The organism is bacterium, from assembly GCA_016702305.1.
Taxonomy (GTDB): Bacteria; Electryoneota; RPQS01; order RPQS01; family RPQS01; genus JABWCQ01.
The window spans coordinates 286,620-305,757 of record JADJEH010000002.1 but is presented as its reverse complement, the minus strand read 5'-3'; the positions used below and the strand labels follow the sequence as shown (position 1 = coordinate 305,757).

Below are 19,138 nucleotides of genomic sequence, written 5' to 3'. Positions count from 1 at the left end.
GCCAGAAAAAAGCGAAATCCCGAATCCGCTGAACTGGCAGGACGGAATCGGGATCTTACGTGGACCGCAAACACAATCGGTCAGACGAAAATGGGATGCGGACGCGGCATCGTCTCACACTCTTTGATCGAGGATGAGGCCGAATAGCGCTAATCCCGAGTCCACTACCAATATCGGTAAGCAATCGGGCACAGTCAAGCAGAAATAGTGTGTATCTGTCACTTTCCTACGAATTTACGAGCGGGCTGAATCGAGGTATGTTACGATTTATCCGCAAATGAGGGGAATTTTGTCAACTTATCCCCCGAGGTTACCTCACCTCTTCATGCCTCTGCCGCTCAGTATCGCATTACAGATTATTATGTAAAATATTGTATCCAATAAATGTTCGAAATAGTGCGCCGCCAGCAGATAGGGAATCGGCAACGGCCCCGAGCTAAAACCGGGCTGCTGCGCCAGCTCGCCCACACCGACCGTCAGCGGAAGCCACACCTGATAGGCCAAGAGCGGCACCGCCAGCAGAGCCAGCAAGATCAACGGAACTCGCGCCGAAGGCGACCAACCTGTCCTCCGCTCCTGCCCTGCGATCCAGAGAGCGATGGGCAGCGGGAAAAAAGTCAGGGGAAAGGTCGCCAACTCCCGGACACTGTGCGCCAGATAGCGCGGGTCCGTCAGCGCGTGCCGAATATCTGAAAACGACCCGCTCACCAAGCCCGCGAAGACGACGCTGGTCATCAGCGCACCGAGCACGACAAGTAAGGGCCGCGACCGCCACTGCACCGCGCGGCCGCAAACGCGCAGGAGCACGGCAACGTATAGCGGTATCAATATGACCAGCGACAGCGTACTCGGCAGGTGCAGCAGGAAAGAACCGCCGGTTTCGTTGCGCACGACGCTCTGTTTGCGCCAGAACAGATAGTCAATCGTCTCGTTCCAACCGAAATGCCACACGCTCCCGGCAAAGCAGATTCCCACAAACACGAACGCCGCGCTAAGCCAGCGACGGTTTACACCCGTGGCAAGAGGTGCTCCTGCCAACACGCGAAACCACCCCGCCAGAAGCACGGCGATGATCACTAAAGAAGGAATATGCCCGAGAAAGTGCGAGGCGTAGAGCGTCGTCTCCCACAGCGTCAACGTGCCGCCTTCGTGCACCACCGTGTCCCATAGCCACCAGCGCTGGTGGAACACCGCCAGATAGACGTACGATACCGCATAGGTCGCCGTCGGGATCCACCACAAGAGTCGCGGGTTGCGCGCCAACATGCGGGAACGCTATGCGGCCAACAGCTTAACGATGCGCCGCGCGGCCTCTTCGCACTCCGCGGTACTAACGTCTCGATGCGTCACCAGACGGACCGTGCGCGGACCGAAATCGAAGAACGCCACACCCGCCGCCGCCGCCAGCCCGACTAATGTCGCAGCGGTAGGGGCATCGGGAGTCAGATCGAAGATGATGATATTGGTCTGCACACTCTCCAGATTCAGCCTCACGAACGGCGATTGCACCAGTATCTCGGCGATCCTGCGCGCATTGAGATGATCATTGTGCAACTGCTCCACGTGATAGTCCAGCGCGAACAGGCAGGCCGCGGCGAGAATTCCGGATTGCCGCATCGCGCCGCCAAGCATCCGCCGGTAACGTGTGGCCCGCGTAATCAAAGCACTACTGCCTGCCAGCATAGACCCTGCAGGGCATCCCAGGCCTTTGGAAAACGCCACGCTCACCAAATCATACGGCGCCGCCAATTCGGCAAACGAGCGCTGCGTGGCCAACGCGGCATTCCACAGGCGCGCGCCGTCGCAGTAGGAAGAGACACCGCGTTCACGGGCAGCGTCGCCAATTCGCACGGCCTCCGCTTGCGGAAAAACGACGCCTCCGGCACGATTGTGTGTGTTCTCCACGGCAACTACGGTGGTCGGCGGGTGCACAATGTGGCCGGGCGCGTTATAAGCGGCGACAAACTCCTCGCAGGTGAACGTGCCGCCCGCGCCGACTTCGGTAAACTGAACACCGGAATTCGCTGCCGATGCGCCGGTCTCATGGAATATGATGTGCGGTTCGCGGCTCGTGACAATATGATCGCCCGGCCGCGTTAGCGTACGCAGAGCGCACTGATTCGCCATCACCCCCGTCGGGAAAAAGAGCGACTGCTCCTTGCCGAGCAATCTCGCGACACGATCCTGCAACAGATTGACGGTCGGGTCTTCACCAAATTGGTCATCTCCGACTTCGGCGGACGCCATCGCTTGCCGCATCGTCGCCGTCGGCTTAGTTATCGTATCAGAACGCAGATCAATCATGGTTAGTCTTGATTGGCCGAGAGCAGCCGTTTAGCCGCTTCAAACGTGATCCCTTTGCGCACCGCATAGTCTTCCACCTGATCGTCACCAACGCGGCCAATGCCGAAATACTTCGACTGCGGATGCCAAAAATAGAACCCCGACACGGACGAAGCCGGCAACATCGCGAAATGCTCCGTCAGAGTCATCCCCACATTCTCTTCGGCGCACAACAGATCGAAAAGCACGCGCTTCTCCGAATGCTCGGGGCAGGCCGGATAGCCGGGCGCGGGCCGGATGCCTTGGTAATTCTCTTTGATCAAGTCATCATTCGAGAGCGTCTCGTCCGGCGCGTAGCCCCAGTATTCCCGGCGCACCCGCTCATGCAGATGCTCGGCGAATGCTTCGGCCAAGCGATCGGCCAGAGCCTTAACCAGAATCGCGCGATAGTCATCGTGCTGAGCTTCGTATTCTCTCACAATGGCGTCCATGTCACCACCGGCGGTCACGGCAAAAACCCCCAAATAATCCCGAATCCCGGTTTCCTTTGGCGCGACAAAGTCGGCCAACGAGAGATTCGGTGATGCCGCATCTTTCTTCATCTGCTGCCGCAGCATATGGAATGTCTTGAGCACGCTCGTCCGGGTGTCGTCGCCGTAAAGCTCCACCGAATCTGCGACGGCGTTTGCGGGAAACAGCCCGAAGACGGCGTGCGCCTGCAAACGGCCGTCGCTCAACAAGTGATTGAGCATCGTCTGAGCATCCGTGAACAGCGTGCGCGCGCTCGGTCCGACCACCGCGTCGTCAAGAATTGCAGGGTAGCGTCCTGCCAATTCCCAGGCCTGGAAGAAGGGCGTCCAGTCAATACGCTCGACTAACTTCGCCAACGGATAGTTGCGGAGCGTCGTCACGCCCAGCGCCTTCGGTCGCGGCGGAGCGGTGTACTCGATCCGCGCCCGATTGGCCCGCGCCTCAGCCAGCGTCGCCAACGGTTGCCGGCCTGCGCCTTGCGCGCGCAATTCACGCACCTTGGCGTAGTCCGCCGCGACATCGCGTGTGAATTCGGCGCGCAACTGTTTGCTGATCAGACTTGTCGCCACACCCACCGCGCGTGAAGCGTCGAGGACGTGCACCGTCGGCCCTTCGTATTGTGGACTGATCTTCACCGCGGTATGCACCCGCGAGGTCGTGGCGCCGCCGATCAAGAGCGGTGTGCGCATGTTGCGGCGCTGCATTTCCGAGGCCACGAAACACATTTCTTCGAGCGACGGCGTAATTAAGCCGCTCAAACCAATCAGGTCAACGCCTTCCGCTTCGGCCGCGTCAAGTATCTTCGCGCACGGCACCATCACACCGAGGTCTATGACTTCAAACCCGTTGCACTGCAAGACCACGCCCACGATGTTCTTGCCAATGTCGTGCACGTCGCCTTTCACGGTCGCCAAAAGGATACGTCCCTTCGAACTGGACTCGCCCGCTTGTTTGGCGGCCTCGATATAGGGGATCAAATGCGCGACGGCCTTCTTCATCACGCGCGCGCTCTTGACCACCTGCGGCAGAAACATCTTGCCTGCGCCGAACAGATCGCCGACGCGATTCATGCCCGCCATCAGCGGTCCTTCGATAACTTCGATCGGTTCGGGGAATTGCTGCCGCGCTTCCTCCGTGTCCTCGACAATGAAGTCATCAATTCCCTCAACCAGCGCGTGCGTCAGACGTTCCTGCACCGAGTACTTGCGCCATGCAAGTTCCGCCGTCTTGTCTTTGACCTTGCCTTTGACGGACGCCGCAATATCGAGCATACGCTCCGTCGCATCCGCACGGCGATTCAGCACAACATCTTCCACGCGTTCGAGCAGCGCAGGCTCAATGTCGTCATAGATCGGCAGCGCGCCCGCGTTGACGATTGCCATGTCCATCCCGGCATGAATCGCGTGATAGAGGAATACAGAGTGAATCGCCTCGCGCACGGGATTGTTGCCGCGAAATGAGAACGACACGTTGCTTAGTCCGCCGCTGATGCGTACTTCCGGTAACTTTGCTTTGATCCGGCGCGCCGCTTCAAAATAGTCCACGGCGTAGTTGTTGTGCTCTTCGATACCCGTGGCGATGGCGAAGATATTCGGATCGAAAATGATGTCCTGCGGCGCGAAACCGACTTGCTCCGTCAAAATCTTGTAGGCGCGTTCACAGATGGCGACGCGGCGCTCGACCGTGTCGGCCTGTCCCGCTTCGTCAAAGGCCATCACAATCACCGCCGCGCCGTAGCGCTGGCAGAGTCGCGCCTGCCGGATGAACTCGGCTTCGCCTTCTTTCATGCTGATCGAATTGACGACCGGCTTGCCTTGTATGCACTTCAATCCGGCTTCAATTACGGTCCACTTCGACGAGTCAATCACAAATGGCACACGGGCGATTGAAGGCTCGGTGGCGATGAGCGTGAGAAAGCGCGTCATGGCCGCTTCGCTGTCGAGCAGACCTTCGTCCATGTTGATGTCTATCATCTGCGCGCCACTCTCGACCTGCTGCCGCGCCACTTCAATCGCCGTCTCGTAGTCGCCCGCGAGAATCAGCTTGGCAAAGCGCGCCGAACCGGTTACATTGGTGCGCTCACCGATGTTCACGAATCCGCTTTCCTCGCCGATGGTCAACGGTTCAAGCCCGGATACGCGCAGACGTGACGGCACACGCACGGCGCGGCGCGGTGCGTGCGCCTTAACGGCCGGTGCAATGGCCCGAATGTGATCAGGCTGCGTCCCGCAACATCCGCCCGCGATATTCAGCAGGCCGGCCTGCGCAAAACTGCCTAAGACGCGCGCCATATGTTCGGGCGTGTCATCGTATTCGCCGAATTCGTTGGGCAGACCTGCATTCGGATGCAAGCTCACGTAGCACTCGGCCACCCGCGCCAGGTCCTGCAGATACGGCAGAAGCGTCTGCGCGCCCAACGCACAATTCAAACCAACGGCGAAGGGCTTGGCGTGCGCGATGCTGTTGTAGAAGGCTTCCGTCGTTTGCCCCGAAAGCGTGCGGCCCGACGCGTCCGTGATCGTCCCTGAGATCAGCAACGGCAGCTTGACGCCGCATTCGTCAAACACGTTTTCCACCGCGAAAATCGCGGCCTTGGCGTTCAGAGTATCGAACGAGGTCTCGATCAAGATCAAATCCGCGCCGCCGGTCAACAGTCCGCGGGCGCTATCCATGTAGATCGCCACCATCTGATCAAAACTCAGATCGCGGTAGCCGGGATCGTTGACGTTCGGTGACAGCGAGAGCGTCTTGTTCGTTGGGCCGAGGCTGCCCGCGATGAAACGCGGTCGGCTGGGATCAAGCCGTTCGTACTCATCGGCCGCCGCCCGCGCGATGGACGCCGCCGCGCGGTTGATCTCCTCCGCGAACTCTTCCATCTTGTAATCTGCCAGCGAGGGCGCGTTGGCTGTAAAAGTGTTGGTCGAGACTATGTCCGCATCCGCCGCGAAATACAGTCCATGCAAACGTTGGATCAGCTCCGGCTGCGTGAGGACCAACAGATCATTGTTGCCCTTCTGGTCGCACGACCAATCGCTGAAGCGCGCGCCTCGATAGTCGGCCTCAGTGAGCCGTTGCTGTTGAATGAGCGTGCCCATCGCACCGTCCAGCACCAGAATACGCTGCTGAATGAGGCGATGCAAAGCATCAATGCGGGTCGTGCGAGTCCAGGGTGTCATTTTTGCGAAATTTATCCTACTGTAAAATATGCACATGAATCAGATGAACTGGGCGTGCCAGCCAGAAGCAAGTAGTATACAAAAACTTCCATCGTCTTGCACGGGCGTGGCCGACCTTGTTGCCTCCCCCCCCAAAAAACACAAGCCCCCGCCCGGCACGTATGCCGAACGGGGACTTGGCCTGAGGAGACTCGGAACTTACTTCAGAAGCAGCATCTTATTGACGATCTGCTCGTTGTTCATCGTCAAGCGGTACATGTACATACCGGACGGCAGGGCGGCGGCGTCAAAATTCGCCGAATAGGTGCCTGCCGAGAGGCTCTCGTTGATCAACGTGGCCACGTTGCGGCCCAGAACATCAAACACCGTCAAGGTCACCATGCCGGTTCCCGGCGTGGAGAACTGAATCGTCGTCGTCGGGTTGAACGGGTTCGGGTAGTTCATCGCGACGAGGTGGGAAACCGGCAGGGCGTTCGGCTCGCGCTCAACGGACAGCAACGGATCGAGGCCGTCGGTATCGCCCGGCATGCGATAATACGCGCCGTCCACTTCGTACACAATCACCCACTCGGCATCCATGCCCTGCGGCGTGCAGGACAGCATGCCACCCACAACCGTTATCGTGCGGCCGATCGTCGGCAGAATCGGATCGTCCATATCAACGTTGTCGCCAAAGTCCACCACGTAGTCGGCAGTACCGTCATTGTTGTGGTCCAGCGCGTAGAAGGTCGAACCATAGACGTCCACGTCCATGACCACGCCAGAAACTTCGCTCCACGTCACGTAGCTATCGCAACCGAAGCCGTCAGCGCGGCCACCGCCGTCGCCGCCGTGCTCACCGTCGCGACCGTGCCGCGGATCCCACCACACTAAGCCATTCAGAAGGTGAACATGCACCATCGGAATGTCACCGTGCGACATGAGCGCGCCGACAATCGTCACCTCTTCGCCGTCCACCGGGCGGGTCAATCCTTCCGGCTGATAGTCCGGCGGGCCAAAGTTCAAGCGATAGTCCACCACGCCGTCAGCATCCACATCCAAGGCGTATAACACGCGCGCGGGATCGGCGCTGTCCGGGCTTGTCACGCTAACCGTGCCGGCCAGCTCGACAATTTCGAAATGGTGGCCGCCGCCATGACCGCCGTGCTCGCCGTGTTCGCTGGAATCAGCGGCCACAAGCGTCAGCGTCACAAACGTCGTCTGGTCTTCGAGAATTTCAACCACTTCGCTGGCGAAACCGATGCCGCGACGCGAAGCGTTCACATTGTACGTGCCCACCGTCAGATTTTCAAACGCCACTTCGCCATTGACATCGGTCAGGCCGCGCTGGTGATGCGGACGCGGACCGCCGTGGTCGCGAATGAAGGAGACGCGAACGCGGGCGCTGTCCACCGGCGTCGTGTTGCCCAGCGAGTCCGTAACAACTACCGTCACGGCCAAGCCGCCGGTAATGACTTCCGCGCCAAGACCATCCAATTCGATCTCAATCGTGCTGTGCTCGGGATCGTTCGAGGTCAACGTCAACAGACCTTCGTAGGGGCCCGCCACCGTCGGCGAGAAGGTCACGAGAACTTCGCCTTCCGAACCCATGGGGTCCGGAATCAACGTGAACTCGGCTTCTGACGCCAAGCCAAAGGCATCACCGGCAACCGTTGCCGAAACTACGAGATCGGCCGTACCGATATTGCGGACGTGCACGACACGGGTAAACGTCGTGCCCAAGCCAACCGGGCCAAAATGCAGGTCGCCCATCGGCATAACCATGATGTGCGGAGTCGGCTCAAACGTCGGGAGAACCATAGTCAGCGTGGCGGTCTCGCCATCCACGACATCCACTTCCGCCTGCACCGGCGGCATCGGCGGGATACCCGCATCTACGTGATACTCCATCGCCGGAATATCAGCAAAGGTGATCTGACCGGCGGCATCCGTGAATCCATCAAAATGCGGACGGCCGTGGCCTTGGCCATGACCAATTGCGTTCACCCAAGCGCCTTCGACGGGCACCTGAGCCGAATCCGGGCCAGACAGTACGGTAACCGTAAGGCTGCCGGTCTGCGCCCAAGCTGCGGAAATGCCGAACAGGGCCAGCAGGACCAAAGCAAGGATTTTCTTCATTTTACTCTCCATTTACCGAGGTGTGAAACAGGTTAACAACTCTTATGCGTTGTTGGCATATAGGGCAATACCCGTTCCAGTATTCTAAAGCTATGTTTCTATTAATTCTTTGAGTCCAAAGGCCCGTGATACTGCGCGTTCAAATCACAGACATGTGAATGCCGTGCGCAGGCGCTCAAAAAGCCAGGGCCAGTTTGAGCCCATGCCCGGATGGTCCGGCCGTCAGGGTTGCCGGGCCGCGCCACAAAGCAAGATCGAGCTGAGACAATGCGTAGGCTCCAGCAGCCGCCAGACCAAATGTCCACATTTGGCGGTGATGGGCATTGTAGTCATCATAAAGTCGCTCGGCCTCGGCGGTCGTTGCGGCAGCCAAGTAGTCTTCACGGGAGGAGTTATTCTGGCTAATCTCGCTGAGCCAAAGTCCTGTCAGGACTACGGTTACCCCCGCGTGAAGCAGTCCTCGCGCCACCCTTCCCTCACGGACGAACCCGGCCCCGGGACACAGGAAATTCAATCGTACTGCGGACAGTCGAGCCGGGCGCGTCGCGGACCGCCTGACGCTCTCGATCCGCGTACCTTGGTCGGTGACTTTCCTGGTTGGATCGTCTGGTGAGACTTCGGTGGCGCGTGAAGCCAGCCAATCGCGCTTCAGCTCGTCGAAAACGACTCGAAACTTCGGGCTGACGACGACGGGGTCCAGGGTCAATGTAGAATCGAGCTCCAACGCGTGCGTGAAATGCACTCGTGCATCGTCCTCGCGCCCCAGCATTATCAGCGAGTAGCCGCCGAGCAATTCCAGGGCGACACGCTCGCTGTCGGGCAGGTCATTCGACTGCTCCGCGCGCAGCGCCAGCAACTCTACCCGGTCGTAGTCCCCCGCGTGAAAAAGCGAATCCGCCTCACTGAGGACGTTCGCCTGCGCCGTAAGCGCTAAGAAAAGGATGAGTAGAATCGCGCGAATCACGGCACCTCCCGGGCCACGACAAATTCAGAATTGGACATATTCACTGCGTAGCGCAGCGTGTCGCCCGCCGTCGCGCGCCACTGTTTGCTTACGGGCGGAAAATTGGGATGAGTCACGCGCAGCCGGTGTTCGCCCGGCAGCACGCGCAGCAGCGTTGGCAGCGGCGTGGTGCCCAGCAGCTCATTGTCCAAATAGACCTCGCCCCATGGTTCGACTTCCAGCGCGACGTGCTCGACGTACTCCGGAAGTTTGATCGTCTGGCGACCGTTCGCACGCGCATCAAGAGCAACTTGTATCGGCGGATAGGCCGGATTGCGCAAAACGATCGTGTGTAACCCAGCGGAGATGCGCAAGGGATTGGAGAGCGGCGTCGTCCCGATTTCTACGCCACCAAGACTAACATGCGCCCACGGTGTTGTGTCGAGCATCCACTCGACCGTGTCCACCGCGGCAACAACCTTGCGCACGACCGTGTCGGCAACTTGCGGACGGGGTTTCACCGGCTCCACGGGCTGCTCGACAATAGCCGTCGTGTCTTGTTGCGGTCTGAGCCCCGCCGAGTCCATCGATGCGCTGACAGGATTCGAATCCTGCGGCATCGCCGGCACGAGTGAGGACGTATTCAATTGTCGGCCACTATGCGGCCAGAAGAGGATCGCCACACTGACGATGGCCACCAGAACCGCTATGGATAGGGCCAAGGGTCGGCGCGAACGGCGTGACAAGGTCCGCATCGGCGCCTGGCCGGAGAACGCTTCCAGAGCGGCGCGCGCCGAGGCGGGCCGATCGTTGGGTTCCTTTTCCAAGCATACCCGGACAAGCATCGTCAGGTTTGCGTCACCTACTGCATTCAACGCCGCCCAATCGGGCTCGACTTCGCGAACGCGCCGCAACGACTCCAATAGCGAATCGGCGCTGAACGGATTGCTGCCCGTGGCGGCTTCAAACAGCGCAACACCCAAAGCAAATAGGTCAGTTTGCTGCGACGGCGCCTTGCCGCGGGCCAGTTCCGGTGCCAGATAGGCCGGCGTGCCCACGACCGCCTGATGATGCGTCAGCTTTGGAGCGTCGGCGAGCAGCGCTAAACTGAAGTCGGTCAGCTTGAACGCGCCATCGTTGCGCCTCAAAATGTTGTCCGGTTTCACGTCGCGGTGCAAGATACCTGCATCATGTAGCTCGGCCAATGCACTGAGCATGGATTCACCAAGCCGACGGACTTCCGCAACGCCGAGCGTGCCTTCGCGGGCGATCGCCGCCCGCAGCGTCATCCCCTCCACCCACTCGAGCAGCATGAACGGTCCTTCGTCGGGGTCTTCTCCGACTTCATAGATCCGGACAAGCTGCGGATGATCAAGACGCGCCGCAGCCCTCGCTTCACGCTCAAAACGAGCGCGCAGGTCCGGTTCCGCCGCCATGTGCGGATGCAGAAGTTTAAGAAATACGTCACGATCCAGAGCCGTATCGCGAGCGCGATAGGCTGCCGACATATCGCCGTGCGAAATAAGCGTGCGGTGGGTCAGGCGCTGCGCGAGTGGCTTCATAGCACGGGCTGCTCGTCCCACTCCTTCAACTTGTAATGCAGATAGCGGCGCGAGATGCCCAACAGCTTGGCGGCCTTCGAGCGGTTGCCGCCGCAAAGCTGCAAGACTTTTAGTATGTGGTTCTTTTCCGCCGCCTTCCAGCTCCAATCCTCGCCCAGACTGCCGCTGTGCGATTGAATGTGCGGTGAGATATCATCGGCTTCGATGCGGTCACCCAGCGCAATCACCGCCGCGCGCACAATCGTGTTCTCCAATTCACGCACGTTGCCGGGCCATGCATAGGCTTGCAGACGCCGCAGCGCGTCAGGAGATATGCCGCTGATGCGATTCCCGACTTTGCGCAGAAAGTGATGAATCAGCATCGGCAAATCCGTCAAACGATCACGCAGCGGCGGAGTCGTGATGGGCAGAATGTACAAACGATAGTAGAGGTCCTCGCGAAAACGTCCTGCGCGAATTTCCTCTTGCAAGTCCTTATTCGTAGCCGTCACGACGCGCACGTTGGCCTTGCGTGTCTCCGTGTCTCCGACGCGGCGGTACTCGGATTCCTGTAAATAACGCAAGAGCTTTGCTTGAATGGCCACGGGGATGTCGGCGACTTCATCCAGAAACAGCGTGCCGCCCTCGGCCGCTTCCACTAAGCCCTGCTTGTCATATACCGCACCCGTGAAGCTGCCCCGTTTGTGACCGAACAGTTCGCTTTCGAACAGCTCGGCGGAAACATTGCCGCAATACAGCGCCAGAAACGGTTTGGAGTTGCGTTCGGAGTTGCGGTGGATTTCGCGCGCCACAAGCTCTTTCCCGGTGCCGGATTCACCTGTGATAATCACGGGCAAATCGCTCTGCGCCACGCGCGACACCATGCGATAGAGTTCACGCATGGCCTGGCTGTCACCAATCAGGAGCCGCTTGGCGTCACCGGATTTCAGCGCCGCTATCTCACTGCGCGCCCGGTCGTAGCGACGCGCATTTTCGATGGCCAAGGTCGCGAACGCGGCCAACGTGCTCAGCGGACCGAGATTCTCACGGCGAAAAAGGTCGCGGTCCGAACGGCTGTCCAAATACAACGCGCCCTCAACGGCATTGCGGCCCGACAACGGGACAATAGCCGCCGACTGAATGTGCTGCAAGATAATCGAAGATTTTCCCGAGAAGCGCGGATCTTCCACCGCGCTTTCGGTTAAGATCGGCGTGTTGGCCGCGATCACATCCCGCACCAGTGACTGCGAAACGTCATCCAGCCCGCGCGTGCCGCCATTCTTGTAGCGACCTGCGGCGAGCGACAGCGCATTCTCATCGTTCAGGATAATCATGGCCGTCTCGGCGTGCATCGCCGTCGCCGCTGCTTCCAGTACGGTCTCGAAGACTTCTGCGAGCGGACGGAGTTCGAGCAGCTTCTGTCCCGCTTGCAAAACCTGTTCGGGCGTCAGTAGACCGGTGCTCATAGCGAGTCCTCCCACACCACCTGAAAATGTGTCTCGAGTGAATACGACGTATTGCAGAACTCATCGTAGACGGCCAAAATCCAGTACCAATCATTGTCGTCCGGCAGCGAGTCCGCCACTTGAATTTGAGTTACGCTGGACAGCAGAGTGTCAGATATCCAAAATGACTCGACAATGCCGAAGTCGAGTTTGTGCTCGACGATTACCTGGTAAAAATAAGGGTAGGAACCGCTGAAGGAAGGCCATGTCAACACGGGGAACGGCTGAACGACCAGATTTGAATCGGGATCACCGGTCAGCGGTGTTTCCTGGATCACGCGGAACAGATAGCGGGGGCCAACTTCCCATGTCGTGTCGCCAGACTGTTCAACAATGAAATAGAACGGCTGCCCGACCACCGATTCGAGGTCGTCGTCGCCCAGGAATGACGAGGTCAGGGACGCGGTCCAGCGGCCGGTGGCTGTTGAGAAGCGCATCCCGGTGGGTGGCTGCTCGCGGTAGCGGCAGAAGACGGTGTCAATGTTGATTACGGAGTCCGGCCAAAGCTCAACCGACACTCGATAGGTGTCCGTTGTCACGCGGCCGGTGTGCACGCTGCGCACACGGCTGGAAAATGTCGGCGCGGGCCGTTCAACCGTCGAATCCGGAGGAGTCTGGAAGTTAGGAGAGGCTGGGTCAAGTGGGTTATCGTGCGGAGCAGAGCATGACAGCCCTATCCAGCCAACCAACATAACTTTAAATATTTTAATGATATTCTTGAGTTCCGAGGGCATGGGGTTAACGATCAGGGGGATGAAGTGCAGTCAATGTCGAGTTCTTAATAGTTCGACACGGAAGACCCGCAAGAGGTTGAAAACGAGGTGCGCAGTGTGCAGGAGATGCGCAAAACAGGGGCAATATTACGAACTGTTACAAATGCTGCGCCAGAATGACGCATACAGCAAATCGGGCGGTCCAGCCGCCCGTTTTCAAATGTTTCGACTTAGAACCGGTAGCCCAATCCTACTGTGAATAGGGTTGCCTCGCGGCCCTCGCCAGAACCAAGTTCGAGCTCGGTGCGCGCGGAGTAGCGCCGGGCAAGGTCGGCATCGAGCATGAAGGCGATCCACTGTTGGGTAACTTGTTCGCTAGTCTGGGCCAATTCGAAATCGTTCTGGCCGACCTCAACACCCGCATTCAGCCACTGAATCACGTCGCGCGATAGCTGCAAGGCCGGCTGTAGACCCGTCGAATAGAATGACTCGAACCACCGCACGCGCAGCGCGGCCTGCACACCGCTCTTCGCCAGATCGGTGCTGCCCAGTCGGGCCCAGCCACTCGTTGCTTGGGCAGATTCACTGTCGCCATCGCGCACACCGACTCCGGCCTCCGCGAAATAGGACACCGCAAAGCGGGCCTCGATTGACGCGCGGAATCCCTGGTGCAGCGCAGAGGCGAACAGACTGTCCGGCAGATTGCGCGTTTCAGCGGTGTAGTAGTTTGTCCGGTTGTCATAACCCAGCGCGATGTTCATGCGCCGCGAGACGCGGTACCGCGCATCAACCAAGAGCGACGCCAACTTGATTGTTGATCCCTCGGCGTCCTGCAGCCAATCGCGATTGAGATTCAACTCCGTGCTCTCAAACAGCCACAGCTTCGAGCCGATATTCAGGTTGACCTGCTGATAAAAGAACTCGCGGCTGACTTCGCCGTCCCGATAGCGCCCGATGACCGATGCCGTTGCCGCGAGTTCGCTGGACTCGCCAATGGGCCGGGTATGCGCAGCGTACAGCCCGGCCTTGGTGACATCGGATTGAATGCGGGTGTTTTGCAAGTCCGGTTCGATGCCTCCCAACGCACCGACGCGCCAGTCGTTGCCGGCCTTGCGCTGCACGTACACGCCGTCCAGATAGCCCATGCCGCGTGTGTCGCGCAGAGTAAACCGTCCTACGCCGGCTGAAAGGGGTTTATCAGTGGGCTCATAGGCCAACAGGGCTTCATAGATGCGGTGCGATGACGAACTCAGCGCGTCGTTGCCCCGCTCTGTGCGACGCAGGCGGAGATTGACTCGCGCCGCGAAATCGCCACCTTGAATGCGGCTGAGCCCCGCTCGCAGGGACAGCGACGGTTCGCTATAGTCGTAGTTCACCGGTTCTCGGTCATCCTGTACGACATAGCTGATGCCAATCCGGCCTGTTAGTTGATTGTCCCGCGGACCGCGCTCATTAAATGACCTACGAATCAGCGTGTCATACGGCGCGGTGGTCACCGCAGGCGTCTCGCCGACAGCTGGCTGCACGATATCCTGCACGCGCACGACGGCCGTGTCACCGACGTGAATGGCGTCCGGTGCGCCGGTCCAAATGGCTGATGAAGATGCGTCCGCCACAAAGCTGATGGCCAACCGCGCCAGTTCGGCGTCACCGCGACGGACAACCACACTATCACCGACCGCGACGCCCGCAGAACGACCTTGATCGAGATAGACATTACCCGACGCTACATAACGCACGACCGACAGCACGTCGGCCGCCCAAGTCGTTCCGCAACAGGCCAGCGCAAGGCACAAATACAGAGCTCTCACTTTTGCACCTCCGTCGCACCGGGCTTGACCGTCTTAGAATTTGTGCGCCGCAAATTTGGTCCTTCATTGCCGTCCGGGTGGCAGGCGTAGCATGAGGTTGGAGTATACGTGTAGCCGTTAACGTCCTCGTCCTCGTGCTCGTCGTCCACATCGTTTTGATCGCTGTGTTCGTGGCAATCAATACAACTAAATGTGCCGAAGTTGCCGTTCGTCGTGTGGCACTCGTTGCACTGGTTCCACGCGTTGTCGTGACGCCCGGAGTAGATGGGGAAATGCTGCTGATCGTGATTAAACGTCGAGTTCCAATTCGAAGTCGTGTGACAATCGAGGCATTCCTGCGGGTAGCCGGCGTTGTGGTCAGGCGATGCACCGTTAAAGTCAATCTGATGGCAGAACCAGCAATCCGTCGGCGTATTCTCAAACTGGCCGCCAACGTGGCAATTCAGGCAAGCAACGCCGACGTGGGCTCCGGTCAACGGAAAATCCGTCGTGCCGTGATTGAACGCGTCTTCGTCCCAGTCCGTTGTGTTGTGGCACAGCGCGCAGTCGTGCGGGTAGTTCTCCGATACATGGTCGTCCGCGTCATTGTAGTCTTCCTGGTGGCAAGACCAGCAATCGGATGGAAGGCCGTCATAGATGCCGCCGCTGTGGCACTCGTTGCAATTGGCCTGCACATGCGCACCAGTCAGCGGGAAATCGCTATTGTTGTGGTTAAATGTAGCGTCATCCCAAGTGGCCGTGTTGTGACAGATCGCACAATCATGCGGAAAGTTGTTCTCCACGTGATCGTCCGCACCTGTGTAGTCGGCCTCATGGCACGACCAGCAATCCGTCGGCAAACCATTGTAGATGCCGCCGCTGTGGCATTCGCTGCAATTGGCCTGAATATGAGCACCAGTTAACGGAAAATCGCTATTGTTGTGGTTAAATGTAGCGTCATCCCAAGTGGCCGTGTTGTGACAGATCGCACAATCATGCGGGAAGTTGTTCTCGACGTGGTCGTCCGCACCTGTGTAGTCGGCCTCATGGCACGACCAGCAATCCGTCGGCAAACCATTGTAGATGCCGCCGCTGTGGCATTCGCTGCAATTGGCCTGCACATGCGCACCAGTCAGCGGGAAATCGCTATTGTTGTGGTCGAAACTCGCGCCTTCCCATCCCGCAGTCGAATGGCAGACCGCACAGTCATGCGGGAAGCTGTTGGCGACGTGATCCTGCACACCCTCATAGTCATTCTGATGGCAGGACCAGCAATCAGTAGGCAAGCCGTCGTAGATCCCGCTGCTGTGGCACTGGGTGCACGTCGTCTGAATGTGCGCACCCGTGAGCGGGAAGCTGCTGTTGTCATGGTCAAAGGTCGCGCCTTCCCATTGCGCTGTCGTGTGACACGACGCACAGTCGTGTGGATAGCCATTTTGAACGTGGCCCTCCGCCTCCGTGAAGTCCGCCGCGTGGCACGACCAGCAGTCCGTCGGCGTGCCCGTGTATTGCCCGCCGATGTGACACTGAGCGCAGTCGGTCGCCACATGGGCGCCAGTCAGCGGAAAGGCCGTCTGATTGTGATCCAGCGTGGCCTCCGTCCAATTGTCTGTGCTGTGACAGGTTACGCAGTTGTGCGGGAATTCCCCGGCCACGTGGTTCGGATCCGTTACGCCAACATAATCCTGTTCGTGGCACGACCAGCACTCTGTCGGCGTACCCGTATATTGTCCGCCGACGTGGCATTGGGCGCAATCCGTCGTGACATGCGCGCCGGTCAGCGCAAAGGCCGTCAAGTCGTGCACTGTGAACGTGGCGGGCCTCCATCCGTCCGTCACGTGACAATTCTCGCAGGTGCCCGCAAATGCTCCGGCTTCGTGCGTCGGATTCTGCGCACCCGTGTAGTCGGCTTCATGGCAGCCCAAACAGGCCGTGGTCGTCCCTGTATACTGACCGCCAACGTGGCACTGAGCGCAATCCGTCAGCACATGCGCGCCCGTCAGCGGGAAGGCCGTCTGATGGTGATTCGCAAACGTTGCGGGCCGCCAATTGATCGTGCTATGGCATTGTTCGCACGTCGGCGGAAATGCTCCGGCCTCATGTGACGGATTCTGGGCGGTTGTGTAATCCGATTCGTGACACGACACGCAGGCCGCACTCGTATTGGCGAAGCCCTGCGCATGACAAGCCTGACAGTTATTCAATGCGTGCCCACCGGCCAGCGGGAAGGAAGCCGGATGAGCAAACTTGGGATTTGCCCAACGCGCAGACGTTACGTCATGGCACTCCGTGCAGTTCGTCGAAAAGCCCGCCGTGGGGTGATTGGGCTCGGTGGTCGCGGCAAACTGCTCGCTGTGACACCCGATGCAGTCGGCGGTCAGATTCACATATTGTCCCGTGCCGTGGCAGCTCTGGCAATCTAATGTCGCGTGCACGCCTACCAGCGGAAAGCGTGTCGTTTGGTGCGCCTGCCGGAACTTAGCATCGTCGTTCCATTGATGCGGCGTGTGACATTGCGAACAGTCCGTAGTGAACTGTCCCCGGTGAACGTCCGTATGACAGGATGCGCACTGGCCACCGGCTTCAGCGAACACAAGCGTCGCATGACAACTGATGCAGGCCGCTGCCTTGTGCCGTCCGACAAGCGGGAATTCCGTCATCGAGTCGTGCGCAAAACCGGAATCAACCTTGATCTTCGTCCATTGGTCCGTCGTGTGACAGACTTTGCAGTCAAATGCAATTGGTCCGTGCGGAGATTGAAAATCGGCGCGTACCGATCCAATTCCCGCCAGCAGGAGTAAATAAATCAGAAGCGGACGCGCAGAGGAGGCTGGCAAGTATCTCATGGCTTGGAGGGAGCTGTTCCGCCGTGGCAATCGCTGCATGCGAAGGCCAGCGGCCGATAAGTAACGAACTGTCCGTCCGCATCGGTCTGCGGTTTGTGGCAGGAGTTGCAGGCAACTTTCTGATGAGCGCCGTCGAGCGCCCAGCGTGCGTCGCGCGAATGGTCAAACAGCAGCTGCTTCCAGGCATCCGGAGTGTGGCAGCGGCTGCAACGAATCTTCACTTCAGCGGCGGTGTCGGTGACAAATTGGCCGCGATGCGGGTCCTTATGACAAAGCTCGCACTCCCGCGCCAGCGGCGCCATGCGTAGCGGAGCACCTTCGGCGCCAAGGTTTTCACGCACGTGGCAGCTCATGCACTCCGTCTGGTCGTGCTTGCCCACGAGCGGAAAGCCCGTTGTCTTGTGATCGAAAGCGACCTTGTGCCAACTTTCGACGTTGTGGCAGAACTCGCAGCTCCCTTGCTGCATATACTTGTCCAACTGACCGCGGTGCACATCGGCGTGACAGCCCTTGCAGCTCTGGTCGGCGAAAGTGAATTGTGCGTACTCGCCGCGAGCATCCTTTAGTTTGGGCGCGTGGCAGGCGATGCAGGGAACGGCAAGGTGGCTACCCGAGAGCGGGAATTTGCTTTGGCCGTGTTCGGTCATGCCGTAGCGCGCCGGAATGAAACTCTCGACCGTATGACAGCTCTCGCAGGCACCGGCGTCAGCCCGGGCGGCAAACTGCCCGCGATGTTGATCCTTATGGCAATCCGAGCACTTGGCATGCGCCACAGGTTCGGTCATACGGCCCGACGTGTGACACTTCGCGCATTGCACCGCTGTGTGCTTGCCTGTCAGCGGGAAGTCTGTCTTGGTATGGTCAAAATCCTTGGCCATCTGCGCGACGGCCAGGCTTTCGGTTGTATGACACGCGGAGCAGTTCGGACCGAATTTGCCTTCGTGAACGTCTTTGTGGCAGGACTTGCAACTGCTGAAGTCGAGCGGCTTGTAGAGCGTGCGCTCGGTGGGCCGCAGCTTGTCCACAAGTTGACCTGTGGTACTCGTAAACGGCGCGAGCTCACTGCGGTGACACTTGACGCACTCCACCGAAGCGTGTTTGCCTGTCAACGGATAGGCCGACTTGTCGTGTACGAATTTGGCCGCCGGAGTCCAACTTTCTTCGGTATGGCAGGTCGCACAGTCGTTGGCCAACTGTTCGCCGTGTTCATCGGCATGACAGCTTGCGCAGTCCCGGGAAAGTCCTAAATACGTGCGTTGGCGATTGGTCGTGGAATCGAACGCGGCCGATGAGCCGAACGCGTCAAGTTTGCCGTGGCACGCTGCGCACTGCTGTTTGGCATGCGCGCCCGCGAGCGGCCAACCGGTCCGGGAGTGATCAAGTTTCTCTTTGCCGTCTTTCCAATAGACCAGTTCAAACTCGCGGCCAAAGTGTTCACCGTGACACTTGGCGCAGCGCTGCGCCTTGACCTCCGCGCTGGCGTGAAAACCGCGATCGGCGTCGATGCGCTGGCCAATTGCGCTATGGCACTTCAGACATTTGGCGGCCGTGACTTCATCGCCCTCTTCGTGGCACTGTGTGCAATTGTTCAGGCCTTCAAGTTTGGCGTGAAATTGCGACAGGTCGCCGGGCGATAGTTGCGCGAAAATCGAAGACGCGCAGCACAGCATGATGAGAAGTACGAAACGCATA

Annotated in this window: 11 protein-coding genes; all 11 read right to left on the bottom strand. The window is 59.2% G+C overall.

What is annotated here, in order from left to right; all coding sequences use genetic code 11:
• Positions 1-315: 315 nt before the first annotated feature.
• Complete coding sequence (locus tag IPH10_05745) at positions 316-1,266, bottom strand: hypothetical protein (protein MBK6910421.1); 951 nt, start codon at positions 1,264-1,266, stop codon at positions 316-318.
• 9 nt (positions 1,267-1,275) lie between these two features.
• A complete protein-coding gene (locus IPH10_05740) occupies positions 1,276-2,304 on the bottom strand; it encodes a threonine aldolase family protein (protein MBK6910420.1) in 1,029 nt (342 codons plus the stop codon).
• 2 nt (positions 2,305-2,306) lie between these two features.
• Positions 2,307-5,990 carry a methionine synthase gene (metH, locus tag IPH10_05735; GenBank protein MBK6910419.1) on the bottom strand — a complete coding sequence of 1,228 codons (3,684 nt, stop codon included), beginning with the start codon at positions 5,988-5,990 and terminating at the stop codon, positions 2,307-2,309.
• A gap of 198 nt (positions 5,991-6,188) precedes the next feature.
• Complete coding sequence (locus IPH10_05730) at positions 6,189-8,108, bottom strand: T9SS type A sorting domain-containing protein (GenBank protein ID MBK6910418.1); 1,920 nt, start codon at positions 8,106-8,108, stop codon at positions 6,189-6,191.
• A 175-nt stretch (positions 8,109-8,283) separates the two neighbouring features.
• Positions 8,284-9,072 carry a hypothetical protein gene (locus tag IPH10_05725; GenBank protein MBK6910417.1) on the bottom strand — a complete coding sequence of 263 codons (789 nt, stop codon included), beginning with the start codon at positions 9,070-9,072 and terminating at the stop codon, positions 8,284-8,286.
• Positions 9,069-10,613: a protein kinase gene (locus tag IPH10_05720; GenBank protein MBK6910416.1), complete on the bottom strand. Its 1,545-nt coding sequence runs from the start codon at positions 10,611-10,613 to the stop codon at positions 9,069-9,071. Before IPH10_05720 ends, IPH10_05725 begins: the two co-directional genes overlap by 4 nt.
• The gene (locus IPH10_05715) at positions 10,610-12,058 is read right to left on the bottom strand and encodes a sigma-54-dependent Fis family transcriptional regulator (GenBank protein ID MBK6910415.1); all 1,449 of its coding nucleotides are present in this window, start codon (positions 12,056-12,058) and stop codon (positions 10,610-10,612) included. Before IPH10_05715 ends, IPH10_05720 begins: the two co-directional genes overlap by 4 nt.
• On the bottom strand, positions 12,055-12,789 hold the full coding sequence (locus IPH10_05710) for a hypothetical protein (GenBank protein MBK6910414.1): 735 nt from the start codon (positions 12,787-12,789) through the stop codon (positions 12,055-12,057). Before IPH10_05710 ends, IPH10_05715 begins: the two co-directional genes overlap by 4 nt.
• Positions 12,790-13,040: 251 nt before the next feature.
• A complete protein-coding gene (locus IPH10_05705; protein ID MBK6910413.1) occupies positions 13,041-14,621 on the bottom strand; it encodes a hypothetical protein in 1,581 nt (526 codons plus the stop codon).
• Positions 14,618-17,446, bottom strand: coding sequence for a hypothetical protein (locus tag IPH10_05700; protein MBK6910412.1), 2,829 nt, complete (start codon positions 17,444-17,446; stop codon positions 14,618-14,620). The genes IPH10_05705 and IPH10_05700 overlap by 4 nt, the downstream gene beginning before the upstream one ends.
• Positions 17,443-19,137 carry a cytochrome c3 family protein gene (locus IPH10_05695; protein ID MBK6910411.1) on the bottom strand — a complete coding sequence of 565 codons (1,695 nt, stop codon included), beginning with the start codon at positions 19,135-19,137 and terminating at the stop codon, positions 17,443-17,445. The genes IPH10_05700 and IPH10_05695 overlap by 4 nt, the downstream gene beginning before the upstream one ends.
• Position 19,138 lies beyond the last annotated feature (1 nt).